The 26034-nt window shown below is 41.4% G+C and carries 22 protein-coding genes; 13 read left to right on the top strand and 9 right to left on the bottom strand.

The features are described from left to right. Positions 1-47: 47 nt before the first annotated feature. A complete protein-coding gene (gene gntK / locus MFF31_RS24445; RefSeq protein WP_238191798.1) occupies positions 48-1583 on the bottom strand; it encodes a gluconokinase in 1536 nt (511 codons plus the stop codon). Between the two features lie 92 nt (positions 1584-1675). Next, the gene (gene gnd / locus MFF31_RS24440) at positions 1676-2572 is read right to left on the bottom strand and encodes a phosphogluconate dehydrogenase (NAD(+)-dependent, decarboxylating) (RefSeq protein ID WP_238191796.1); all 897 of its coding nucleotides are present in this window, start codon (positions 2570-2572) and stop codon (positions 1676-1678) included. 146 nt (positions 2573-2718) lie between these two features. Here gnd and MFF31_RS24435 point away from each other — a divergent pair, with 146 nt between their 5' ends. After that, a complete protein-coding gene (locus tag MFF31_RS24435; RefSeq protein ID WP_375541353.1) occupies positions 2719-3573 on the top strand; it encodes a MurR/RpiR family transcriptional regulator in 855 nt (284 codons plus the stop codon). A gap of 110 nt (positions 3574-3683) precedes the next feature. Here the strand turns inward: MFF31_RS24435 and MFF31_RS24430 are convergent, their stop codons facing one another. Continuing rightward, the gene (locus MFF31_RS24430) at positions 3684-7010 is read right to left on the bottom strand and encodes a DEAD/DEAH box helicase (protein WP_238191793.1); all 3327 of its coding nucleotides are present in this window, start codon (positions 7008-7010) and stop codon (positions 3684-3686) included. 245 nt (positions 7011-7255) lie between these two features. Here MFF31_RS24430 and MFF31_RS24425 point away from each other — a divergent pair, with 245 nt between their 5' ends. The 3 genes from MFF31_RS24425 (at position 7256) to MFF31_RS24415 (ending at position 10432) form a co-directional block, all read left to right on the top strand. Next, positions 7256-8035, top strand: a complete 780-nt coding sequence (locus MFF31_RS24425) for a DUF4184 family protein (RefSeq protein WP_238191792.1) — start codon at positions 7256-7258, stop codon at positions 8033-8035. A gap of 117 nt (positions 8036-8152) precedes the next feature. After that, a complete protein-coding gene (locus MFF31_RS24420) occupies positions 8153-9190 on the top strand; it encodes an LLM class flavin-dependent oxidoreductase (protein WP_238191789.1) in 1038 nt (345 codons plus the stop codon). Between the two features lie 48 nt (positions 9191-9238). Beyond that, positions 9239-10432, top strand: coding sequence for an MFS transporter (locus tag MFF31_RS24415; RefSeq protein WP_238191787.1), 1194 nt, complete (start codon positions 9239-9241; stop codon positions 10430-10432). 141 nt (positions 10433-10573) lie between these two features. Here the strand turns inward: MFF31_RS24415 and MFF31_RS24410 are convergent, their stop codons facing one another. Next, positions 10574-11215, bottom strand: a complete 642-nt coding sequence (locus tag MFF31_RS24410) for a M15 family metallopeptidase (RefSeq protein WP_238191785.1) — start codon at positions 11213-11215, stop codon at positions 10574-10576. A gap of 263 nt (positions 11216-11478) precedes the next feature. Here MFF31_RS24410 and MFF31_RS24405 point away from each other — a divergent pair, with 263 nt between their 5' ends. Next, a complete protein-coding gene (locus MFF31_RS24405; RefSeq protein ID WP_238192258.1) occupies positions 11479-12459 on the top strand; it encodes a ring-cleaving dioxygenase in 981 nt (326 codons plus the stop codon). Between the two features lie 113 nt (positions 12460-12572). Here MFF31_RS24405 and MFF31_RS24400 read toward each other — a convergent pair whose 3' ends face one another. Further along, entirely contained in the window at positions 12573-12884 is a 312-nt protein-coding gene (locus MFF31_RS24400) for a thioredoxin family protein (RefSeq protein WP_238191782.1), read from the bottom strand. Between the two features lie 348 nt (positions 12885-13232). Between MFF31_RS24400 and MFF31_RS24395 the strand changes: the two genes are divergently transcribed. From MFF31_RS24395 to MFF31_RS24385, 3 genes are all read left to right on the top strand, one after another. Then, positions 13233-14015, top strand: coding sequence for a TerC family protein (locus MFF31_RS24395; protein ID WP_238191780.1), 783 nt, complete (start codon positions 13233-13235; stop codon positions 14013-14015). Between the two features lie 35 nt (positions 14016-14050). Next, positions 14051-14647, top strand: coding sequence for a thymidine kinase (locus tag MFF31_RS24390; protein WP_238191778.1), 597 nt, complete (start codon positions 14051-14053; stop codon positions 14645-14647). An 83-nt stretch (positions 14648-14730) separates the two neighbouring features. Beyond that, a complete protein-coding gene (locus MFF31_RS24385; RefSeq protein WP_238191776.1) occupies positions 14731-15609 on the top strand; it encodes a DUF72 domain-containing protein in 879 nt (292 codons plus the stop codon). Between the two features lie 25 nt (positions 15610-15634). Here MFF31_RS24385 and MFF31_RS24380 read toward each other — a convergent pair whose 3' ends face one another. The 3 genes from MFF31_RS24380 to MFF31_RS24370 are packed head-to-tail and all read right to left on the bottom strand — an operon-like array spanning position 15635 to position 18810. Then, positions 15635-16786, bottom strand: coding sequence for a DHHW family protein (locus MFF31_RS24380; protein WP_238191775.1), 1152 nt, complete (start codon positions 16784-16786; stop codon positions 15635-15637). Positions 16787-16806: 20 nt separating this feature from the next. Continuing rightward, positions 16807-18195 (bottom strand): MBOAT family O-acyltransferase, encoded by a 1389-nt coding sequence (locus MFF31_RS24375; RefSeq protein ID WP_238191773.1) that lies wholly within the window; start codon positions 18193-18195, stop codon positions 16807-16809. 9 nt (positions 18196-18204) lie between these two features. After that, positions 18205-18810, bottom strand: a complete 606-nt coding sequence (locus tag MFF31_RS24370; protein WP_238191771.1) for a DUF4358 domain-containing protein — start codon at positions 18808-18810, stop codon at positions 18205-18207. Between the two features lie 287 nt (positions 18811-19097). On the opposite strand from MFF31_RS24370, the gene MFF31_RS24365 reads away from it, so the two are divergent. Beyond that, the gene (locus MFF31_RS24365; protein WP_238191769.1) at positions 19098-21503 is read left to right on the top strand and encodes a hypothetical protein; all 2406 of its coding nucleotides are present in this window, start codon (positions 19098-19100) and stop codon (positions 21501-21503) included. Between the two features lie 119 nt (positions 21504-21622). Here the strand turns inward: MFF31_RS24365 and MFF31_RS24360 are convergent, their stop codons facing one another. Next, positions 21623-22036: an SET domain-containing protein gene (locus MFF31_RS24360; RefSeq protein WP_238191767.1), complete on the bottom strand. Its 414-nt coding sequence runs from the start codon at positions 22034-22036 to the stop codon at positions 21623-21625. A 453-nt stretch (positions 22037-22489) separates the two neighbouring features. Here MFF31_RS24360 and MFF31_RS24355 point away from each other — a divergent pair, with 453 nt between their 5' ends. The 4 genes from MFF31_RS24355 to MFF31_RS24340 all read left to right on the top strand — a co-directional run bounded on the left by MFF31_RS24355 (position 22490) and on the right by MFF31_RS24340 (position 25974). Further along, positions 22490-23497, top strand: a complete 1008-nt coding sequence (locus tag MFF31_RS24355) for a methionine ABC transporter ATP-binding protein (RefSeq protein ID WP_238192256.1) — start codon at positions 22490-22492, stop codon at positions 23495-23497. Further along, the gene (locus tag MFF31_RS24350; RefSeq protein WP_238191766.1) at positions 23494-24159 is read left to right on the top strand and encodes a methionine ABC transporter permease; all 666 of its coding nucleotides are present in this window, start codon (positions 23494-23496) and stop codon (positions 24157-24159) included. The genes MFF31_RS24355 and MFF31_RS24350 overlap by 4 nt, the downstream gene beginning before the upstream one ends. A 39-nt stretch (positions 24160-24198) precedes the next feature. After that, entirely contained in the window at positions 24199-25059 is an 861-nt protein-coding gene (locus tag MFF31_RS24345) for a MetQ/NlpA family ABC transporter substrate-binding protein (protein ID WP_238191764.1), read from the top strand. A gap of 210 nt (positions 25060-25269) precedes the next feature. Beyond that, a complete protein-coding gene (locus tag MFF31_RS24340) occupies positions 25270-25974 on the top strand; it encodes a DUF4132 domain-containing protein (protein ID WP_248565564.1) in 705 nt (234 codons plus the stop codon). Positions 25975-26034 lie beyond the last annotated feature (60 nt).

Here is a 26034-nt window from a genome sequence, read left to right as displayed (position 1 = left end):
AGATTCTTCTACGGATGGGACAGCCCTGAATGTGTTAGAAATATTTCTTACATATGTTTATTTTGAAAAGCTGTAATCGCATCATATTCTTCGCCTAGCAATCTTGGTAGGCGAATGAAAATTCGCATTAGCTCATTGTAAGCATCTGTTGCACTTTGGTTAGGTTTATGAGTATGTATACCGCCAACCATTCGTTTAACCTCATTGAGCGAGCTAATTTCACCCAGCCCATACATACCAAGAACGACAGCACCTAGACAGGAGCTTTCAAAGCTTTCCGGCACTGTTACCTCCTGATCGAACACATCAGCAAGCATCTGACGCCATAGCTCTGAACGAGCGAATCCGCCGGTAGCTTGAACGCTGGTAGGTTTTCCGATCAATTCTTCAAGAGCAAGTAGAACAGTGTAAAGGTTCATAACAATGCCCTCAAGTACTGCACGAATCATATGTTCCTTCTTATGATGCATGCCAAGTCCGAAGAAAGAGCCGCGAGCGTTAGCATTCCAGAGTGGAGCGCGCTCTCCAGCTAAGAACGGATGAAAAATGAGTCCTTCTGAGCCTGGAGAAATAGTAGCTGCAATGTCAGTCAGTAACTCATACGGGTCAATACCTAATCTTTTTGCTGCTTCAACCTCTGCACTTGCAAGCTCATCGCGAACCCAGCGGAAGATCATTCCGCCATTATTGACCGGACCGCCGATGACCCAATGCTTATCAGTTAACGCGTAACAAAATATTCTACCCTTAGGATCGGTTACTGGCCGATCTGTCACCGTTCGTATTGCACCGCTTGTTCCTATTGTTACCGCAACGACGCCAGGTTCAATTGCATTGACACCAAGATTGGAAAGTACGCCATCGTTAGCACCAACGATAAAGAGCGTGTCCTCTTTTAGTCCAGTTGCCTCTGCATATTGGCTCCGTAGACCCTTAATGCCATGTGTCGTACTAACAGGCTTCGATAGTTGCTCAGGACTAACTCCTGCTAGCTGCAATGCTTCCTCGTCCCAGTCCAATTGGAAAATATTGAACAAGCCAGTAGCGGAAGCGATTGAGTAATCGACTACATATTCACCAAACAATCGATGGAATACGTATTCTTTAATCGAAATAAATTTATGTTCAGGCTTAAATAGCTCAGGGCGTTCATTTTTTAGCCAAACAAGTTTGACAAGTGGTGACATCGGATGAATGGGGGTACCTGTACGAAGATAGATGTTATGCCCATCATGCTCGTCTTTTATCTTTTTCGCATAAGCAGCACTACGATTATCTGCCCACGTAATTGAGCGGGTAAGTGGGTTTCCTTTGCCGTCTACGACAATCACGCTATGCATCGCAGCGCTGAAGGATACGAATGAAACATCCTCCCCAGTAGCGTTACCTTCCACTAGACAATGTTTTATAGCTGTAAGTACGGATTGGAATATGAGTTCAGGGTCCTGCTCAGCAGTAGCAGGAGTAGGTGTAAGCAGCGGATATTCAACTCCATGGCGACTTAATGCCTTCCCATCACGATTGAATAGTACAGCTTTTGTACTTGTTGTACCGATATCGACACCAATCATTAATTGACTCATCGTTTTACCTCCCATACATTGGAGAAAAGGGAGAACCATAAGGTCGTCCCTTTCCAGAAAATAGTACGATTTAATTTCACTGAACTTATAAATTACTTCTTCTCTACAGCATGACCGCCGAATTCATTGCGCAATGCAGCTACAACTTTACCAGTAAAGGTATCATCTTCAAGGGAACGGTAACGCATCATTAGAGATAGTGCGATTACAGGTGCAGCAGCATTTAGGTCAAGAGCTGTTTCAACTGTCCATTTGCCTTCGCCAGAAGAGTGCATAACACCCTTAATTCCATCCAGTTTGCTGTCCTTTGAAAATGCATTTTGCGTAAGCTCCATCAGCCATGAACGGATAACTGAGCCATTGTTCCACACGCGAGCTACTTGCTCGTAATCGTAATTGAAAGGACTTTTCTCTAGAAGTTCAAAGCCTTCTGCAATGGATTGCATCATGCCGTATTCAATTCCGTTATGAATCATTTTCAGGAAATGTCCACTTCCAGGTTCACCAGCATACAGGTAACCGTTCTCTACAGTAAGAGATTTGAAGATCGATTCTATTTTAGTGAACTCTTCCTTATCTCCGCCGATCATGGCGCAAGCGCCATTTCTAGCACCGTCTACACCACCGCTAGTTCCGCAATCAAAGAAGAAAATACCGCGTTCCTTGCACAATTCATTGCGTCTAACTGAATCGCGATAATGTGCATTCCCGCCATCGATTACGCGATCTCCCTCTTCCAATAGGCCAAGTACCTGTTGAAACACGGATTCTGTTATTTCACCTGCTGGCACCATCATCCAAACCGTTCTCGGCTTTGCAAGTTTACTGATCAGTACCTCAATTGATTCTGCTGGCTCTGCGCCTTCAGTGGAAATTTTTTTCACGGACGCTGGATCTACATCATTAGCGACAACTTCAAATCCGTTATCAAGCAAATTAAGTGTAAGTTGATATCCCATTTTTCCTAAGCCGATCATTCCTATTTGCATGTTGGTCTCCTATCATAGTAAGGAATAAATTTTCGTTATAGCTTAATTATATGAAAAAAATTTCTTTCCGCAATAGTTGTTAGAAAAATATTTTTTCCAAGCCGATTTGGAGTATAATATATCAAAGTCGTCTAGGAGAGGAATCGATGGAAATGAGTCATCAAGCTTGCTTGGTTACGATACGGAAGTTGTACCCTAATTTCAGTGCCACAGAGCGGAAAATTGCTGATTATATTTTGCTGAATCCTAATAAAATTATTCACTCTTCTATTAACCAACTGGCAGAAGATTTAAACGTAGCTGATTCATCAGTATTCCGCTTCTGTACTAGAATTGGCTATAAGGGCTATCAAGCGATGAAGATCGCTCTTGCTTCAGAAGTGATTTCACCTATGCAAGATATCCATGAGCGAGTAAATGCGGGAGACTCAGTTGATACGATTGCTTCCAAAGTGTGTAGAGCCAATATCAAGACGATAGAGGATACGTTAGCCGTGTTTAACGAGGAGCATCTGCAGCAGGCGGTTGACATGATGCTTGGGGCAGAATCTATTCATTTTTTTGGCAGCGGCGGATCAAGTGTTATCGCCATGGACGCATACCATAAACTGATGCGAACAGGATTAAAGGTACAAGCAGTGATCGATACTCACTTTCAGCTAATGGCTGCGTCGCAGTTGACGGAGCGAGATTGTGTGGTGCTCATTTCTCATTCAGGCTCATCCAAAGACATCCTTCATATTTTGGACATCGTAAAATCAACAGGTGCCAAAACGATTGCTATCACTAATCTTGCTAAGTCACCACTTAGTTCTTCTGTTCAAATTCCACTTTATACTGTGAGTGAGGAAACAGATTATCGATCAGAAGCGCTGTCTTCACGAATCGCACAGCTTACTTTAGTTGATGTGTTATACGTTAATATTTTGCTGAAGCGGGGCAAAGAAGGTAAGGATGCTATGATGAAAATACGCGAGGCTATTACGGTGAAACGGATATAGGCAAGGGGAAAATCACTTAGTAGCGGTTTATAAACAACAAAAAAGTCGCTGTTCTGTTGCTCAATGCAACAAAACAATGACTTTTTTGTGCGCGTTTCAATGATAGTTCTCTATGTCCCATTTAACGATAAAATTTCACGAATATCTTGCTCCGACAGGGACGACAATGCCTCGTTGCCGGGCTTAATAATTTCATCGATAAGATTCATTTTGCGTTGTTGGAGTGCATACATCTTATCCTCTACTGTCCCCTGCGCAACTAGACGAATGACCTGAACAACGTTGCGTTGTCCAATGCGGTGGGCACGATCCGCCGCTTGCTGCTCAACGGCCGGGTTCCACCACAAATCGTACAAAATAACAGTATCTGCTCCTGTGAGATTTAGACCAGTACCACCAGCTTTAAGCGAAAGCAGGAATAGTTCTCGTTCACCGTCATTGAATCGATTACATAGCTCAACACGTTCAGAAGCTGGTGTACTCCCATCTAGATAGAAGAAAGGAATACTTTGATAGCCAAGCTCACGCCCAATTAACCCAAGCATCTCGGTGAACTGAGAAAAGATAAGCATCCGTTTACCCGTACTGCGACATTCCTCAATAATCTCAAACAGCTGCTCGAACTTTGCTGAGCTTCCTTTATAATCCTCGACAAATAGGGACGGGTGACAGCAAAGCTGGCGAAGCCTCGTTATTCCAGCTAATATTTTGATACGTTCTTTGCCGAAGTCACCACTGTCTAAATGTTTTAGTGAATCCTCCTGTAGCTTGGCCAAATAAGCAGCATATAGTTTCTTCTGATCATCCAGAAGCTCTGATGCTTGCAGTGTTTCAATCTTTTCTGGCAACTCCTTTAATACATCCGACTTCAAGCGTCGAAGTAAGAAAGGACGGCTGCGCTTCGCAATCGTTTCCTTGGTCAGCTCACCGAACGCTTTCCGATCCAGAAATAGTTGTGGGAAAACGGCGTTAAAAATAGACCAAAGCTCTTCAAGCCGATTTTCAATTGGAGTACCTGTTAGTGCAAAGCGGAACTCTGCCTTAAGTGATCTGACGATTTGCGCCGTTTGTGTTGTATAGTTTTTGAATGCTTGTGCTTCATCCAATATAAGAGTATGAAAGATCTGTGATGTGTACGTCGCTACATCCTTCCTGAGCAGAGGATAGGAAGTAATAATGACATCAGGAAGTTCCTTATTGTCACCGTCTAGTACATCTTTCCTTATTTCCTTATTTCCATCTGCGATGACAACTTTTATTTGTGGTGCGAATTTTTTAAGTTCATTACGCCAATTGTACATAAGCGATGAAGGAGCAACAATTAAAGCAGGCAAACCTTGTTCTCTAATAGATGGAAGAACAGATAATAGAAATGCGATACTTTGAATTGTTTTGCCGAGCCCCATATCATCTGCGAGAATTCCGCCAAATCGATAATAAGCAAGTGTCTTCATCCATTGATAGCCGAACTTTTGATAATCTCGTAATATGGATGGCATCCCTACGGGAAGTGGAAAATCAAGATTTTCTGGATTTTTCATATTATCGAGCAGTTCTCTTAAAGACTTGCCGAGTTTAATTGTACCTTGCTGTATCGGCACGTCTACAAGTGCCAGCGCTCTAAAGGCAGGCAATCGAATAGAGTCATCATGCAGTGCGAGATTGTGAAGACCAACGCCATTCATAACGCGAATGACTGCTTGAAAGGCTGCACTATCAAGCGGCATTAATGCCCCATTCGGAAGCTTGTAGTATTGTCGTTTCTCATCGATCGCTTGTACAAGTTTCTTAATTTCTTTGTCTGGAATACCATCTAGTTCAAATTTAAACTCCAGCCAATCTGTTCGATCATCCCATGTAATGGACAGTTTGGGAGGAACATGTTCTGTAGCGAGTCGAAGCTTGACGGCTGAAGTAGCATAGATGTCTAATAGTTTCTCAAGCTGAGGCACTAGGTGATGTAGAAATTCGTATTCTGCATCATCGCTCTCAATGATATAGCCGCCTTCGGTTTTACCGTAACGATCATCGTCCAGCATAGCTAATATTTGTCGTTCTCGTTCACCATCTCTCATCAGGATACGATCTGTTCCTCTATGCTTGTCCACCGCTTCTAATGGATTGATAATGATATCGCCATACTGAAATTCTAATCCTGCGAGCAATCGATCACGTAAGCGATCTAAATACATTCTTGCTTTAAGTGGCTGGTAATGTACTTGACCCGAAATAGCTTCAGATAATTCTACGATTCCAAGCTTCATTAGACCAGGAACAACTCGCTCCATAAAGGCTTCCATTTGATTAGGTGGTATATGAAGAGAAGTTCGTTCAGTATTGTCAAGCTCACCAGCAAATAATTGCTTTAAATTAGCGAATTGCTTAAGCATACGATCAGTTACGTGATAAAGCTTCCCTTCTCTGAATGCCATGCCATACGCATCAATAACAGTAAGTTCATGGATTCCGTGTGCAGTAAGGGTATATCCTATGCCTGACTCATCACGATCAAATGAGAAACGAAGCGGGAGCTTTTCTCCCGTTACAACTAGACCTTCGAAACGTGTTGCTACGTTACGCCTACTGCGAATCTCATTCAGTACAATAACGACATTGGATGTTTTCTGAAGGTGGGGTAACAGCTCTTCCCATGCATAGGGCGGGATTATAAGTAATCTTTCATTAGCAGCAGAGCGAACGGAATCAGTAGCACTGTGCAGCATCGTTTCTTTGAATGATTGCTCTTGTGTACAAATTTTAATTAACCGTTTGATGATAGCATCATCCTCGGCACTTATACGCTGCGACTCAGGGTTATACGTAAATAGCTTGGAGAAAAAATAGGGTTTCCCGAGCTGGATATGCTCAAGAACATCGACTATCTTTTGCACGATATATAAACGCTGGGTACCTAATTTCAATTCGATTCCAATTCTATGCTTACGATAACCATAAGGAACAAGTTGACAAGCGAACTCTACGTTCAACAATTCTCGATTATCTTGCAGAACACCGGTGCTGATCGGCCTCTTAGGTTTTTCATAAAATAGGTTTAGCAAATTATCTACAATTTGTTGATCAGAATTTCTTTCATAATTATTGCTACCGAGATCCAAGCTATATGATTTGATTGGCCGTCTATTGTCTCCGTGCTGCTCATGGTGCAGACACAATAAGCTAGCGGCTACGTGCTTGCAATAATAATTGTCAGCGTAAAAGGCTAAACATGAACACTCCGCATCTATGTCGTTATTATTATCTATTTCAATGCTGACGAAATAGCTTTTGTTGCTAGTAATAGTAGCGGTATATTGTTCTCGATCCTTGTGGGTACGGCTGCAAGTTACTTTTCCGTCACGCCAATAGGCTTGACCACGTTCGTAGTTATCCGGTCCGCAAAGCAGCTTAATTATCCGCTCCGTTAGTTGATATCCCATGGCACCAGTACTCCTTGCTCTAAAAAATATCCCTTCTTAAGCGAAGGTTAGTAAACTACAGTAAGCTTCATTATAATACAGTATTTGTGTTGATATCAGTTATTTGCAAAAAGGATCGGAGATTAATACGTAAATTATTTATGTTGTAACCAAATCGCAAAGGTACACGTCCATAGTAAGGTGAAGAATGTAGTGAGAAGTATCGGAAGTGAACCGTTAAAATATGAAAGTTAGGAGCGCTAAAAGTGCCATTCACCTTTGCCCATCCCTTGTATGCAGCACCGCTTAAGGTTGTAAAGCCAACAGCAATTAGTTTGACAGGTATTGTCCTTGGAAGTATGTCACCAGACTTCGAATATTTTATTGCACTCGAACCTTATCAAACGATCGGTCATTCGACGATGGGTTTAATTTTTCAAGCGATACCGTTAAGTATTGTATTTGCCTTTCTATTTCATTATTTAGTTAAGTCAGCGATCGCTGCTCATATGCCTGCATGGCTTGGCATTGATCGGAGAGCACAACAGTTAATTCGTGCTTACCCATGGCGAATGAACAAGATTAGTAATTGGATTGTGTTCATAATCTCCGTTGTAATCGGGTTTTATTCACATGTCATTATCGATGGATTTACACATTTAACAGGGTATTTTGTCATGAGGAGCACCTTCCTGCAATTGGAGGTTATAGGTTATCCGCTATTCAAGTTTTTCCAGCATGGCTTGTCTTTGTTAGGCTTGTCTATTCAAGCGATCTTCGTACTTCTTTTGTTCAAAAGAACAAAGCCAGCTGGAGATACTTGCAGTGTATCCGTGCGCGATAAAATTCTGTTTTGGATTACTGTAGCTGTAGTAGCAGTTATCGTTGTCGGATTAAAGTTTTCATTGACTACGAGCACAAATTATATTGGTATGGGTGTTGTTTCACTTTTATCAGGCATCATTCTAGGTATCATTGTTGCAGCATCGATTTATCGTGTTCGGTTGTTCAAAAATAGGATTACTGCGAGCAATACATCGGAATAGAGCCAATAATTAAGGGGAAAATAGTTATCTTATGATTACGACTGTGGTTTGACTTCTGAAACTGTATAAAATATAATTACAGTAATTACTTTTCAAAAATCATAGGCGGTGAAACTAATGTCCTTCCAACAACATTCCTATGTGCGACCGAATAAAACACACTCTACTTTTGGTGTTCCTTTATCCGTACTTGATGTTGCTCCTATTATAGAAGGAGGCACCATTGCTGACTCGCTGCGAAATACGTTAGATCTAGCTCAACATGCGGAGCGTTTAGGGTATACACGTTACTGGTTGGCAGAGCATCATAATTCTCCGAGTATAGCAAGCTCTGCAACTTCAGTCGTTATCGGACATGTAGCTGGTGGAACCTCCTCCATACGCGTCGGAGCGGGTGGAATTATGTTGCCTAACCATGCTCCCCTTGTTATTGCAGAGCAGTTCGGCACTTTGGATGCCTTGTATCCAGGGCGAATTGATTTAGGTTTAGGTCGAGCTCCTGGTACGGATGGGCTTACAGCAGCAGCACTTCGAGGTCAACGAGGCGGGAACGGAGGCGATTTTCCAGAGCAATTAGAGCAACTGCGCGCTTATTTAGATCCGTCAGGAGCGGAAGCAGCAATGCCGGTACGTGCATACCCCGGCGAAGGTGCAGATGTACCAATCTGGCTGCTCGGTTCGAGTGATTTCTCTGCTAGACTAGCAGCTGAGTTGGGACTTCCATTTGCGTTTGCGGGACACTTCTCTCCAACGTATACCGTACCAGCTATGAATTTATATCGGAACAGCTTCAAGCCTTCGGCTATGCTTTCCGAACCATATGCTATGGTCGCAGTAAACGTTGTAGCAGCTGATACGGATGAAGAAGCGGCATATTTGTCAACAACACTGCAACAGTATTTTTTAGGGTTTATTAGAAATCGTCGTGCTCCGCTGCCTCCTCCGGTTCACAGTATGGATGGTCTGTGGACGGAGCAAGAGAAATATGCGCTTCAACAGCAACTTGGTTCATCTATTGCAGGGAGCCCAGCTACAGTGAAAGAAAAGCTGGAAACCTATATTGAAGCTACCGGAGCCAATGAAGTTATGGTAGCTGCTCATATCTTTGATCATGCTGCTCGCCTCCGTTCATACGAAATTATTTCCAATCTTTGAAATACAGACTAATTAGAATCATTCACTGGAATAGGATGGATTACTTCAATGTCAAAACAGAATACAAATAACAGCAGAATGATGCTGTTAATGGTTAACATGTTTATCGCTATGCTTGGAATAGGGCTCATAATTCCTGTTCTTCCCGAGTTTCTTAGGGAATTTAATGCAGGAGGCAAGACAGCAGGATATTTAATTGCGGCCTTTGGTATTACGCAATTTATTTGCTCTCCAATTGCAGGAGACCTATCGGACAAGTATGGACGGAAGATCATGATCGTACTGGGGCTTACGCTCTTCACAATCTCAAATACAGTATTTGCACTAGCAGATCATGTATCATGGCTCTATCTTTCCAGATTTATCGGGGGCGTTGGAGCAGCTGCAATGATACCATCCATGCTTGCTTATGTTGCAGATATAACGACAGAAGAAAATCGTGGTAAAGGGCTTGGCATGCTTGGGGCTGCGATGTCCCTTGGTTTTGTAGTTGGTCCAGGGATAGGCGGATTTCTTGCAGAACTTGGACTTCGAGCACCATTTTATGTATCAGCAGCAGTGGGGGCTTTAGCGGCAATTGGCTCTCTCTTATTCGTGCCAGAGTCACTGTCTCTTGAATTAAGAATGGCCGCACGTAACAAGAAGGAAAAGCGTGAAAATATCGTTAAGCAGTTCGCTAAGTCATTTAAAGCATCATACTTCGTATTGCTTGTGTTGATCTTCACATTGACGTTCGGGCTAATTAATTTTGAAGTGATCTTCCCACTATTTGTGGATGAGAAATTTGGATATACGATCCAGCAAATAGCGATTGTTATTACGATTGGTGCATTGGCGGGAACGATTATTCAAGCTCTGTATATCGGCAAGCTTATTAATAAGTTTGGTGAGCAGAAGCTAATTAATTGGACGTTACTATTATCGTCAGTAACACTATTGCTAATGTTGGTGTCAGGTAACTTCATTTATGTAATGATTCTAACTACCTTCTTCTTTACATTAACAGCAATTATGCGACCTGCGATTAACACGTTGTTGTCCAAGTCTGCTGGTAATGAACAAGGTTTCGTAGCAGGAATGAACAATGCGTATATGAGTCTTGGCAACATATTCGGTCCGGCTGTGGCAGGAATATTGTTCGATGTAAATATTAATGCACCATATGTACTAGGAGCAGTGGTACTAGCTGGTAGTTTGTTCTTGTCCATGAAAAAGTTCAGTCGTATTAAAGCAGTGGCGTAAGCTACTATATTGAAGTTAATCAAAATAATACATTACGTTTGTGAATCACATAAACAGGCTGTGCAGAAGCAATAAAGCTTCTGCACAGCCTGTTTTGTTTTACTTATTAAATATGCTTTACGGTAACTAGTAAAAAGAGGATTATTCTTCGGCCTCCAGCGTATCGTCTGGTCTATGTCCTCGTTGTAGCTCACGAATGGAGTACCCAAAGTCCATCTGCAGATGAGGATAGTCTTTGAAATTTTCCCAATCGCCGCCCCAGCTAAATCCGAGTCGTTTTGCAATGTCTACTACTTCAAGCCAATCAGCCGACCCGTTTTTGTTGCCGTCATATTCAAGATCCCAAATGACCTTGCCCCTGCTTGTTTTGAGTGCAAAGTCAATTGCTAATCCGTAATTATGATAGGAACCGCCACCGCGGACATGAGTGACTATTGGACCTTCTGTTTCTCTACCTTTGTCATATAACACATCTTGATCCTTATGACTTCGGAAGTCATCTGTAATCAGAATCGTAATGCCTATCTTTTCTGTTTCGGCAATAAGTTCATCCTTTTTAAGCTTTACAATGGGATGTAGCTCAGTGATTGGAGGTGCGTCTTTTTTTAGAAAAGGGATAAGCCTTCCAATATTATCGGAACCATTTGTCCAAATAGCTGATACGATCAATAGAATAAAAAGTAATAAGATCCAGTTGCGAATTTTCCTTCTTCTATTTGATGGTCTGGTATGAGGCAAGCCGGCTGGTTGTCGCCGCTGAGGTATATGTTGAAAGTCAGCCATCTTTGTTCTCCTCAATAATATATCTATTAGTTTTGTACTGTTTCAATAGTAATAGAGGAACGGTGAGAAAGCAATGTATGCTAGCGTTGTTTTGTGCATCTGTGCAACCTACCTTTATGGATATAGAAGCAGTAGGCTTAAAGTAACATTTATTGACGCTGTATCCGTTTAGTTTTAAACTGATGGATATAAGTGTAAGTTCGGTTGACATATTGTATTCGTCATCAATCACCGGGAGGATGTCTGTTATGCATCACAGGGAAATCTATCTGAAGGGAATACATCATGCCTCAGCAATTACAGCAAATGGGCTAGCTAATTTTGATTTTTATACGAAGGTGCTTGGCCTCCGACTGGTGAAGAAAACAGTAAATCAGGACGATACTTCGATGTATCATCTTTTTTATGGCGATGGAAAAGGAAACCCAGGTACTAAGCTTACTTTTTTTGAAATGCCGATGGCAACAAAAAGCAGTGAAGGGGTAGGCAGTGTTTCTGCGTTATCACTTCGTGTGAAGGATGATCATGCTCTTAAGTATTGGCAGAGCAGACTAGCGCAATTTAATGTTGAGCATGATCAAATAATTGTTCGAGCGGGCCGTAATACATTGGCATTCCGGGATGGAGAAGGACAACGATTTATTCTCGTTTCTGATGAAGGCAATAGTGGTATTGCGGCAGGTGAACCATGGGTAAATAGTCCTGTACCATCAGAGTCCGCGATATTGGGGTTAGGTCCAGTTCACTTAACTGTTCAGAATCATGAGCCAACTGCGCTGGTACTAACAGGACTTTTAGGCTTCCGAGAAAAAGGAAAGTATGCTTCAACGATCAAAGATCAACCTGATATTATCGTCTATGAAACGGGGGAAGGCGGTACTGGAGCAGAGGTGCATATCGAAGAGCGGCATGATCTTACAAGGGAAGTTGCAGGTTATGGCGGCGTTCATCATGTAGCATTTCGTGTGGAGAATGACGAGGAGCTGCGGGATTGGATTGAGCAATTGAATAGAGTGCGAATGCCGAATTCTGGTTTTGTAGATCGATTCTATTTCCACTCTTTATACTTCCGTGAACCTAATGGAATATTGCTTGAACTTGCAACAGATGGTCCAGGTTTCGAAACGGACGAGGATTTGGAGCATCTTGGAGAGACGTTAGCATTGCCTGCATTTCTAGAGCCTCATAGATTACAGATTGAGTCTGTTCTAAGGCCGATTAACACAAGGCATATGCAATATTAATTCCAAATATTTCAATAGTATCGTATGCTGATGAAGAGGTGTTAGCTAGATTGGCTCAATACTTCATCAGCATGAAGTGCTCGGGTATATGCTGAAATAATCTAGACAAATGATTACTCCTTTAATAGCTTATATAGATAATCAACGGAATGTATCGCATTCTCCTGATTGATGACCTTTCCATTTCTTAATACGATAAGGCAAGGAACGCTGGATATTCGCCACTGCTCGCGTAACCGAGGTGTGAAGTTAATATTAGTTTTGAAGATGGGATAAGAAACTCCCGCAACTTCTGTAATTTCTAACATCCGTTCTGCAATTTTGCAAGTTCCGCACATCGGAGTGGTAAAAAGGATAGCGGCCTTGCCGATATCTGCTTGGCTCAGTTCAATCAATTGGGGTTCGTTAAGTTCTTGAAGCGGCATGATGAAAACTTTCCTTTCTGTCTATCAATAGTACTGCTGAAATACTTGTAGTATTATCATAACAAAAAAAATATTAATTTCTAATAAAAAAAGTGAAACCATCTTTGGAACAGCGACGTATTGTTCTTCATTACGACAAGTTCATGTTCATTACAATCACATATTACTCCAAAGGGGAGTAGCTAGTACAGTAAAGTCGTCATTCCGAGAATTATATTCTCCGGCTTTATTGGCAACGTAAATACGTTGTTGGCGAGACCTTTGTCTGATTAATTAATCGGGCAAAGGTCTTTTTGTGTGGCTGTGAGTATGGGTGAGGTCATTATTAATTTTTTAGGAGGAACTAACATGGATTTAGCAATATTGTTAGAGTACGGATGGGTGCTTCTAGTTCTTATAGCACTAGAAGGCTTGCTTGCAGCAGACAACGCTTTGGTGTTAGCGATCATGGTAAAGCATTTACCGGATGAGCAAAGAAAGAGAGCGTTATTCTATGGTTTGGCAGGGGCGTTTGTATTCCGATTTGCTTCATTATTCGCCATTTCATTCCTAGTAGATGTATGGCAAGTTCAGGCAATAGGTGCTTTATATCTACTGTTTATTGCACTTAATCATATATTTAGAAAAGTTATGATTAAGAAGCAAGAAGGAACTGTAAAAAAAGATTCCGAGAAAGATGCTAAGAAAAGCGGCTTCTGGATGACCGTAATTAAAGTAGAAATCGCAGATATCGCATTTGCGGTAGATTCTATATTGGCAGCTGTTGCGCTTGCTGTAGCACTTCCAACTACGACGTTGCCGAAGATCGGCGGTATGGACGGTGGACATTTCATCGTCATCTTCCTAGGCGGATTCGTCGGCTTGATCATTATGCGTTTCGCTGCAACACTATTTGTGAAGTTGCTTGAAAGCAGACCGAATCTTGAAATTGCAGCATTTGCGATTGTGGGCTGGGTAGGTGTTAAGCTTGCAGTTCATACGCTATCTCATCCAGCAATCAATGTTATCTCGCATGATTTTGCAGAATCTAAGCTCTGGAAGCTTACGTTCTATGTAGTTCTTATTCTAATCGCAGTAGTTGGTTGGTTCATGTCTGGAAGTAAAGACAAGGAAGCTGCAAAAGCTGTATAATAGAGATATGTAAATGATTTTGGAGGAGATCTCTGTTGGCACAGCTTTATTACAAATATGGCACGATGAATAGCGGTAAATCGTTTGAAATTATTAAAGTAGCTTATAATTATGAGGAGCAAGGGAAACCAGTTCTCATATACTCTCCATCAGTAAGTGCTCGAGGCGGCGTAGATCGTGTAGGTTCACGAGTAGGATTCGAACGTCAGGCATTCCCAGTAAGTGAGGAAACGAACTTGTTTGAGGATGTTAAGTCTCGAGTTGCTGAATTAGGGGACAAGGGTGTTTATTGTATACTGATTGATGAAGCTCAGTTTCTAAAGAAGCATCACATTATTGAATTGACACGAGTAGTTGATGAGCTAAACATACCGGTCATGGCGTTTGGATTAAAAAATGATTTTCAAAATCAGTTGTTTGAGGGCAGTTACAATCTGCTCGTTCAAGCCGATAAGATTGAAGAAATTAAAACGATCTGCTGGTATTGCGATCGCAAGGCAACGATGGTCATTCGTTTCCGAGATGGGAAGCCAGTAAACTCTGGGGAACAGATTCAAATCGGCGGCAACGAGGATTACAAACCAGTATGTCGTGGGTGTTATAATCGAGCTTTCCAAAGTAACGAAGCTTAATAGGTACGATTTATAATAATAGGCTGTGCTCAAGTAGATTCATTTGCTTGAGGGCAGCCTATTCCTATAGGAGGCATATGGAGATGGACATTAATATTGGGCTAGCAGGTTGGGGCGATCATGATGATCTCTATCCTAGTGGGACGAAGTCTGCTAATCGTCTTAACGTGTATGCCTCGCACTTTCCTGTCGTGGAGGTAGATAGCACATTTTATGCAATACAGTCGCGTGAACGATTCGCAGCTTGGGTCGATAATACACCGAATAGTTTGCGTTTCGTGGTCAAAGCTTATCAAGGCATGACCGGTCATCAGCGCGGAGCTGCCGCTGCTAATGCTGATCAGGAAGCGATGGCAGAAGCATTTCGCCATATGTTAGAGCCTGCAATTGCTGCGGGGAGATTAACTGCTGCCTTATTTCAATATCCGCCTTGGTTCGATTGTACGAGCAAAAATGTTGCAGAGCTACGTGCAATGAAACGACGGATGGAGGGTATTCCAAGTGCTCTAGAGTTTAGACATCAGAGCTGGTTTGAAAGTGGAATGCGAGAGCGGACGCTCGGTTTTATGCAAGAGGAAGGCTGGATTCACAGTATCTGTGATGAACCACAAGCAGGTATTGGAAGTATTCCGACTGTGCTTCAAGCGACAGATGACAAGCTGTCTATTGTTAGATTTCATGGACGCAATGCATCTAATTGGAACAATGGCGGTGGTCCTAATTGGCGAGAGGTTCGTTATCTATATCGCTATTCCGAGGAAGAGCTTGAAGAATGGACGGAGAAGATGGCCCAGCTACAAGAGCAAAGTAAGGAGATTGCCGTAATCTTTAACAATAATTCGGGTGGGGATGCTGCGGCGAACGCCAAGCAATTCATGACGATGCTGGGATTGAAAAGGCCGGATGGGAGAGATCCATTGGAAACCCCGCCACCTGGCCCGGAACAGTTGGAACTATTTTGAAAATGGTACGATATTCTGTAATTGATTAGTACTTGAGCTTAAGCAAGTTGCGTTCTCCTACAAATGTGGAAGTATTGAACAGCAGTAAAACGTCGTCTATCCTGTTCTGTTCCATATAATCGCTTATGTTCCCGTTATAAAAACGTATGTCGATCATATGGATTTCTTCTACATGGTTCGTTAGAAACGGCAGCATACTGTGAGCATAGGAATCTTTAACAATAAGAAGTTTATTTAGATCTACTGCTTGCTGGTCGATCCCATTTGTTAGCTTCATTAAAGCATGTACGCCGCCTTGGAAATAAGAATATTTATCCTTTTTACCTAGGAAGCTAGCGTCGTATAAACTTGTTACCGTTTTATCGCTGTCGGCGATATACATACTCGTCTCAACGGGCACTTTCGGTTCATAAACTTCAATATAATCCGGTTTTGTTGCACCGAATTGCCCACGTGTATGATAACTGCCGAGAAAAGAATCTGTAACAGTAAAGATGTTGAAATCCGCTTCAGACAGCGGCTTCCATCCCATCTCCTCTGCATATGCACGATAAGCTAGATAAGCACCATATGTTGTCCAGTGATGATCTGTCTTGTAGAAAATCGGTTTCTCATCATTAGTCGAAGCAGGGTTAAGGAAGTCAAAGCCGTTCAGGAACGACATGTTGGCATCAACACGATCCTCAATATAATCATTCACTTTATGCTGAGGATATACCGAAGCAAGCCAAGGCAGTTTCTCGGAAAGAACACCGACTGAGGTAGGTGATAGCATAAACGATACTTTGGCATCAGGATGATTGGAGCCGAACTTATTTACTGCATCCACATATTTTTGCAATTCCTCGTAGTCGGGTTCCTGAAACTTTTCAAACAAATAACCATCTTCCCCTTTGAAAATGCCGTTGTTCTCTTTTTGCAACCTTAATTGTTCCAGCATTGATTTTGTTGCTACCCATTCTGTTCGGAATGGAAAGTGGTCAGAGATGAAGGATTCTGTATCCTTTGCAAACTCGTTCGAAACGACGCGATCCCATGTTAACTCGGGCGTCTTTTGCAGTGTTCGGTTTTCCATTTCGGAGAATGTTTCTTTCGGCATAATAAAAAAAGCGAGTGACATGATACCTAGTATGGAGACGAATCCCCATACATATAATCGATCTGTTGTTTTTTTCATAGATGTAAACTCCTCTTGAGCTAGAAGCGGAAATACAGAAACGGGTTAAAGGTCGCGTCAACCAAATAAGCGATACACATGACCAATAATAGTGCATGCCAACATAGAGCTAACACTGGATGAAGGAGCGGTCGCTTGTTAGCGTCTCGCTTCGGCAGCGATGCAATGACTAGCAATACGAGCAATATTGCATTTGTGTACAGTAAATATAATGAATGCTCGTCCCATAGCGCAGTGTCGTTCATCCCGAACAGGGCTGAGAAGTACGACCAAACTGCTGGCATCTGGTCAAAAGCGAAGAACACCCAGCCGATTAGTATAAGTACAAGTGCATAGCTATGGCGGAGCCATCTTGGCAGTCGTTGCAGGAGTGATAGTGCAAACCATTTCTCCATAATGAGAATAATACCGAAGTAAAGCCCCCATAACAGGAAGTTCCAACTAGCCCCATGCCAAATACCAGTGAGTGCCCATACGATCAAAATGTTACGCAGCTGCACAAGCAGTCCTCGTCTATTGCCGCCGAGCGGTATATACACGTAGTCACGGAACCATGTGCTAAGCGAAATATGCCAACGGCGCCAGAAATCAGTTATACTCTGAGCCGTATAAGGTCTGTTGAAATTTTCGTTGAAACGGAAGCCGAACATGAGACCAAGACCTATAGCCATGTCAGAGTAACCGCTAAAGTCGAAATAGATTTGGAATGCGAAAGCAACAATACCGAGCCAAGCTGTTAACGTTGGCAGTGAATCCAAGCTTGATGCCGAGACCTCGTTCCACACTAATCCAATATTGTTGGCAAGGAGCACCTTCTTCGCAAGACCGATCGTAAAACGTCTAACCCCTTCAGCGAACATCTCGTTAGTGACTGTGCGATGACGAAGCTGATCTGCAATCGTTGAATATTGCACGATAGGGCCAGCTACGAGCTGTGGGAATAACGATACAAAAGTTGCAAAGTCGACCCAGTTTCGTTGCGCCTTCGATGTACGACGATAAACGTCGATAATATAAGACATCGATTGAAACGTATAGAACGAAATGCCGATTGGGAGCGGAAGATCCGTCGGCGGTATGCTTGTTCCTAGCCATGCATTCACATTTATGATGAGGAAGTCAGCATATTTGAAAAATCCCAATACGCCCAAATTAATAATAATGGAGGCGATTAGGACACATTTGCGCTTGAAGTTGCTGGACTTCGGCTTGTCCAGTAACAAGCCGAAGAAATAATCCATAGTGGTAGATACCAGCATAAGCACAATGTAGATGGGTTCTCCCCAGGCATAGAAAATTAGGCTCGCACTGAACAAAACGAGATTTTTGATGCGCCAAGGAGAGCTATGGTAGAGCAGTAACACTGCCGGCAAAAAGATAAATAAAAATAGAAGACTACTAAATACCATATCGCTTTGTTATTTAACTAAAGCTTCAAATTCTGCAACCATCTTGTCCGCATCTTCCGCGATAACAAATAAGATGTAGTTGCCTTTAGTAACTAGCTTATAGTTTTTTGCATTTTCGTATTGATCTTGCAAGTACGTTTCGAATTGCTTCTGCACATCTGTAGCACGCTTCTTGATCGCTTCTTCTACAGCTGGGATATCTTTAGCATCTTTTACTTTCAATACGGCTATTTCATTCGTCTTAACGTTCATCATAGGAGTCTTAATCGTATATTCTTCAAGCAATGCAGCATCGAGATAGTACATATCCTTGAGCTTATCAGCTTCGATAGGCATTTGAACGGGCTGCTCCACTTTAGCCAAGATTGCTTCGACAATTTCATTGGTAGAGCCAGCTTTTGTTCCCTCTGTTTCGTCGCCTTTACCGGCTTCTTTATCCGTTTCTGTTTCTTTAACTGGTTCTTTATCTTTATCCTTGTTAGCACCTGTATCGGTAGTGGATGTATTCGTCCCTTTATCCACATTTACATCTTTATTTGCTTGCTCCCCACCACATGCCGTAAGTGCAATACCCATCGCAACGACCATCAAAAGGTTCAAAACTCGTTTCTTCATCGTCATTCATCTCCTAGATGTCTAATTGTTAGTATGTTATGTGAATTCACACCTCTTCAAACGTGGGGTGGGTGGATTATGTTGCAATTATCGATGTTTAGAATAAATTACAAGCTAATATTTTGGCTGAAAAAAGATATTTTTTTAGTCGAAAAAGATATTTTTGAATAATTTAGTCGTAATAAATATGTAAAGTGGGATAATACCCAAATTTATCATAGACATCATTAATATTATTAAAATAAAATCGATCAGTGTCATTAAAAAGAAATAGGGAGCGTTCAACATTGAAGTTTAACAGAGTTATTGCCATTTTACTTATCTTATCTATCGTTTTTACAAGTGCTCCAAATGTTATGCAAGCGTCCGAGGAGGAACCAAAAGCTGTTATAGAAAATCAGCAGATGGAAGAGTCTGTTCCGACAATTGCAACTCCAGTAGTGGAGCCAACGGCTGAGGTAGTGCCTACGTCAATAGTACCTGAACCAACTCCGACGGTACTTGTACCTACGCCTACAACATCAGTACTGACACCAACAGTTCCTGTAACAACACCAGAGGTGCCTGAACCGTCGCCTACAATACCAGTACCAACACCAGAGGTGTCTGAACCGTCGCCTACAATACCAGTTGCAACACAAGGGGTGCCTGAACCAACGCCTACAGTATCAACAGCAACGGCACCTGTTCCAACGCCTACAGTGCCTATTCCTACCTTGCCAGCATTAGACGGATCGGTTAATAAATTTGATCCTCTTTTGTTGGCAGGATTTACGAATGAGATGCTGCTCATAGCGGCGTTTTATGATTCAACTTTTAATGATTTGTTAGATCAAAATAGTCTATTTGCTATGCTGGATTTGAATGAACAAACCATCTATAACATGATGAGTGCAATGAGTGTTGATCAGTTGGAACTGATGAACAAGTTAGTGCCTGCTACTTATCAGAGTTATTATAGGCGAAAAAATCCAGAGAAGTTCAAAGACTTTCTTCGCAAGCAAAGCAATGATCCAGTAGTTGAAAACAATAAAGAAGAAAATGGTTTAGAAGTTAGATCATTTGCGAATTTGATGGCTTCGAATGGGAAGTATACGGAGATCGAGAATAAGTTCAAGTATACGAAAAATACTCATGATACTTATGATCCGATGCTCCGAACAAGTGCCCAAAGAGTAGTAGATGTTTTTCTACCAGGTAAACGGGGACTGGACTTTGAATTAGTCCGTTCATATAACTCGCTTAATGCGAAAACTGAAACACAGAGATCTCACAGACCGTGGAGTTATCCAGAAGGCGCTGCCGAGTATCATCCTATTGCCAACTCTCCTGATGGAGTTTTATATGAAGATTATCATAATCTAGGTGATGGTCGTAATTCTATTGCAGCGGGTTGGCAGTTTAATATCCCCTATATGAACAGTTATCCTGAAATGCCATTCCATAGTAAGCATCAAATAACAGTAGAACAGGCTAAAAACAGTACAAATATTCCGAGTAAATATGGCCAATATATCTATTACAATATGAGTGATCATGGTGCAAATTACATTAAGCGAGATGTATCATTTACACTCGAAGATGGTACTACTTATGAATTTAATAATGGTATTAAGGATCGGTCTTATAACTATCCTGATCGAAATGTGAAATACACAGAAATTAATGCTTTGAATGGAACAGTTTATTTATTGGTCTTAGACGATCAAATAACATACAATTTTTTTAAGAGTAGAGACGAGAGTTATGGTCCGATAAGTTCAAAATCAAATATCTACGGGGATACAATCAGATACGGTGGCACCAGCGTAGAGATGCCATACACTGAACATCGACTATTTACAAGGATAATAACGGATTCAGTTGGGAGAAAAATAGAAATCACAATGCCCAGCGATCCTCTTAAAAGACCGGAAACTCGTCTAGTGGTAAAAGGTAAAGATGGATCTATACTTAAAGACTTAAAGTATAATAGCATACAGACTTATAGAGATTATGTTATGGTTCCGACTAAATACTCCTATTTAGTATCAGTAGTTGATCAACTTACAAACAAGACTTTGCAATCATATACTTATTATGATATGGCCAACTGGTTTGCTGAATATAATATGGAAGACGATTATTATGCTGATACAGAGGGTAATTATAATGTCATCTTTGATGGTGGTCATGAAAATTCAAAAATCATGGTTAATGATAGTCGAACATGGGGGTATAATAATTTTCTTTTGTTGAAAGAAGTTAAAGATGAATCAGGTTTTTCCATTCATTATCAATATAAATATCATGATGAAAAGTGGACGAATTATGTGAACGGAAGGCTAAGCTTTCGAGAACTTGATACTATGCGAGGAAGCATGCGTCTATATAATGATCCACATGTACTAACATATACAGGTTATCACCCTGTAACTAGTATCTTTTACACATACACAAATGCCGACGGTCAGCCCAAACTATTCGAGCAGGAGTTACAGAAAGACCCGAATACATCCAATGAAATTTGGAATCGACCGAAGTCGGGTGGAGAATTAGGGGATTTTCGACTCAGTAGAGTAGACAGTTACCGCTCTGGCGACAAAATATTAACTAAAATTACTTCCAAATATGAAGGTTACACCGATACAAAGACACTACGTTTTCAGGCGGCGTGCAAGCGTATTCCCTCTACTTTCGTTGTATCTTCATAATGCTTGAACTTTTGCCCTTTAACCGCCACAAAAATATACCCCCTAGAATTTCATCGGAATAACCCGGGGGTTTTTCCAATGTCTATTCTAAGGGGTGCACTTCATATCTTAAGCTAGCTCTACTCGGACTTCTCTTCTTCCTCGTCTGTTTCATAAAACCATAAAGGATCATTGTTATCAACTTCGCCATTGTAGTTAATTAGAATTTCTTCGCCAGCGGTGATGTCCGTATGAGCAAAGAAGTCGATGGAGAGGTTGTCAAAGTTAAGCTCAAATGTAGCGTTTGGTGTATAGGAATGGTTGAACAAGCTTCCATATCCTAAGCAGACAGCGCTGTGATTTGCGCCGTAATTAAACGAATAGTCTGCAATAATTGTTTTTTCTATATGTTCATGATCCTCATTTAAATAAGTGATCACGGGAGCCACATGAATAAGGGTGCCCTTTGAAATATTTTGAGTAGCGAATACTCCTCTATTGAACTCCCCGCTAAGTGGCCCGCTGCTAAGTGCGGATATTTTAACTTCGATCATAACTTATAGTCACCTGCTCGCTGTTTAATCTTTTAAGTCCCTAGGAACTCAAATGTAGAAAAATTGTAACGCACCTTTACGAAATGGGCAAGCGTATGAGGCGCTGTAAAGTTATTTTAATCATAAATTGGATATAAACAACCTGTACATTTTTGCGCTGGAAGCTTAAAATATGTAAGCAACTTTTTTGAAGGATGAAGCATTACGTTACGGGTAAATGTATGAGTATATCTCCGAGATTTTGAGGAACATTAATAATTATTATAATGATATTACCTCCGCTGGAATCTTATTGCTGCAATAGCAGCTCACACTTCATATTTCCCTAGTAAATGACGACGACTTCAATAAATTTCCATCAAAATACCTATTGTTTTTTTGAGACCAATGTTCTATCATAACCAAGTGAGTTGATAGGAAATGTTGGATTTACCATGCAAGGGAGTGTTTCCACTGATTGAACTGATTGAGATTAATAAAATATATAAAACATCTAAGAAGACCTTCTTCCAAGCATTAACCGATGTTAATTTGAAAGTAGAGAAAGGCGAAATATTCGGTGTTATTGGTCGATCTGGAGCGGGTAAAAGTACTTTATTACGCAGTGTCAATTTACTCGAGCGTCCGACAAGTGGAACGGTGATTGTTGGATCGAATAACTTGATGCTGTTAAAAGAGCAGGGGCTACAAGAACGACGTAAACGGATCGGAATGATCTTTCAGCATTTCAATTTGTTGTCTACTGCAACGGTTCGAGATAATATTGCATTTCCGCTTAAAGTATCAAAGCAATCTCCTACGGAAATTGCAAAACGAGTGGATGAACTGCTTGAGCTGGTGGGATTAAGAGAACATCAACATAAATACCCCAAACAATTGTCAGGTGGTCAAAAGCAGCGGGTTGGGATAGCTAGAGCGCTTGCTAATGAACCGGACGTATTGCTCTGTGATGAGGCGACGTCAGCTCTTGATCCGCAAACAACAGAGAGCATACTTGCATTACTCAGAGACATTAACAGGAAGATGGGCATTACGATATTGCTCATTACGCATGAAATGGACGTTATTCGTGCCATTTGTGACCGTGTTGCAGTTATGGATCAAGGTAGAATTGTGGAGACTGGAACTGTGCTCGATATATTCCTCGATCCACAAAATAGTGTAACAAAACAATTTGTGAATGAAGTGATTGAGACACCTGGGCAAGAGACATTCGGAACTTATCAAGCAAAAGGGCGAATTATACGCATTGCATTCCGCGGAGAGCAAACCTATGAACCGATTCTTTATGATGCTGTTCGGGGAACAGATGCTACGTTTGCGATATTGCAAGGAACAGTTTCCCGGATGAAGGATACCCCTTATGGGCAACTCGTCGTTGAACTCAGAGGCAGTGATGCTGATGTGAACAGGATCATTAATGAGCTTGTGCAACACGGATTAGGGGTGAACGAGATATGAACGGATTTTTTGAAAATGTACGGTGGGAGCAAATAGGGGAAGCATCGCAAGATACGATGTCCATGCTGGTATTTTCACTGCTCTTTACACTTATATTAGGGCTTATGCTTGGAATTGTATTATTTCTAACGTCAAAGGGACAATTATTGCAAAACAAAGTGGCTTATGCGATATTGTCGTTCGTTGTGAATATATTCCGATCTGTTCCTTTTATTATTTTGATGATCATGATTATGCCTTTAACGAAAATTCTTGTAGGAACATCTATCGGTGTTAAAGGTGCAATTCCGCCGCTTGTTATTGCAGCAGCTCCTTTCTTCGCACGTTTAGTGGAATCTGCACTGCGTGAGGTTGATCGTGGAGTGATAGAAGCTGCGACAGCGATGGGCGCATCCAAGTCAATGATCGTGTTTCAAGTTCTACTTAGAGAGGCAAGAGGTGGATTGATTGCAGCAGCGACAGTTACGGCTGTGACGCTCGTATCCTACACGGCTATGTCTGGTGTTATTGGAGCAGGAGGACTAGGTGATCTAGCACTGCGTTATGGATACCAGAGATTCCAAGTGGACGTGATGCTTGTAACGGTAGTTCTATTGCTTGTTTTAGTTCAAGTGCTGCAGATGATTGGAGACGGGCTAGTTCGATACTTCAGTCGGAAGTAGAATTGACATAGAAAACGTGAGAAAGCGGAGGGATTTATGATGAAAAAAAGATCACATGTATGGTTCGTATTGTTGGCACTTGCGGTAATGCTTGCAGGTTGCGGTGGGAATGGCGGCAAAGCAACTGAGGACAAAAAAGGTGCTGAAGGCGGCATGTCAGAAAAACCAGCTGCGCAAGAAGTAACGATTAAAGTCGGCGCAACGCCAGTCCCACATGCGGAAATATTAACTTCCCTAATTCCACTTCTGAAGGAGCAAGGCGTTAACTTAGAAGTAGTTGAATTTAACGATTATATTCAGCCGAACGTACAATTGTTTGAGAAGCAGATCGATGCTAATTTCTTTCAACACACACCGTACTTAGATCAATTCAATAAAGATAAAAAATATGATTTGGTGAAAGCTGCTGGCGTTCATGTAGAGCCCTTTGGTGTATACTCCAACAAAATTAAAAAGATCGAAGAATTAAAGGATGGAGCAAAAATTGCGATTCCGAACGATCCTTCAAATGGTGGCAGATCCCTTCTTTTGTTAGCACAGCACGGACTTATTGAGCTTAATGAGGGCGCTGGAGTAGATGTAACGGTTGCGGATATTAAAAACAACCCACGTAAATTTGAAATTGTGGAGATTGAAGCTGCAACATTGCCGCGTGTACTGAGCGAAGTTGATATTGCTGCAATCAATACGAACTATGCGCTTGAAGCAGATCTTAACCCAGTAGAAGATGCGCTATTCATTGAAGACAAAAATTCTCCTTACGTTAATATTTTGGTAACACGTCCCGACAATAAAGAAAACGAAGCGATTCAGAAGCTCGTTGCTGCTTTAAAGAGTGCAGAAGTAGAAAAATTTATTAACGAGAAATACAAAGGTGCAGTTGTTCCTGCATTCGACTAATAACTAACAGACTACTACAATTACAACCAACATTAAACAGTCCTCTTTCTTTAACGGCTGCTTACAGGATGTACACTTTCAAAAAGTGATCTTCTGTACGCATCCGGGTATATGAGAGTGGGCTGTTTTTTGCTTCTTACAAAAATGGATACGTATGCTAAGGCATTTCGAATACGATGATGAAACGTTTAAACAACGTTTTCATGGCATATGGAAAGCGAGATAAATGAAGGTTCAGAGTTCAGCATTCCTTCCGATAGGATGTGTATTGAGCTGGAGGAAGCGATGTTAGCCGGACTACATCTAGCCCTGTGGGAATTGGAACTTCTATGGAGCAGCCCCTCTAATCAAGCACATCTTCGGACCATAGTGTTCAGCAGTGGACAAGCCATGGGCTTAATAGATATGGATGAAGGTAGTTTAAAGACGCTTGCTGGGAAAATATGCTCGATGGGGGACAATGACAGCTTCGTTGTGGTCCATCCTTATTATTTGGCTGCGAATGACACCTTGAATAGTTGGAAGAACGAATACGAGTCCATAGGTAAATCACAGCCATTTGAGCAAATACATCGCGGCCTTTATTTGCTGGAGACAACCGAACGTGTAGATGAGTACTATATGAAGACGTTTATGATGAAGACATTCATGTTGTATGGGATGCGCTCAACTATAAACAAGCTTCACTGGGTAATTGATAGAAAAGAAATGAATAAAACTTACAACAGGTTCGATGTAAAAGTTAAAATAGAAATAGGTTTGAATAGCCATCATGATGATAATCAAACGACTATTACGTTGAAACGAGTCAATTTTGAAATTGGTAAGTCGGGTGAATTGTTAGCTTTAAATCAGGTTCCTCCAGTGGTATTTTCTGAAACGATGAGAGATATTAATAGGTTTTTAGGAATATAAAACCAATATATTAAATAGCTTAATTCAGTGTACTTTTAGGTATTTGACTTATTTTTAAAT

Source organism: Paenibacillus sp. L3-i20 (assembly GCF_022180385.2).
Taxonomy (GTDB): domain Bacteria; phylum Bacillota; class Bacilli; order Paenibacillales; family Paenibacillaceae; genus Pristimantibacillus.
The sequence above is the reverse complement of the archived record's forward strand: the minus strand, read 5'-3'. Positions and strand labels throughout refer to the sequence as shown.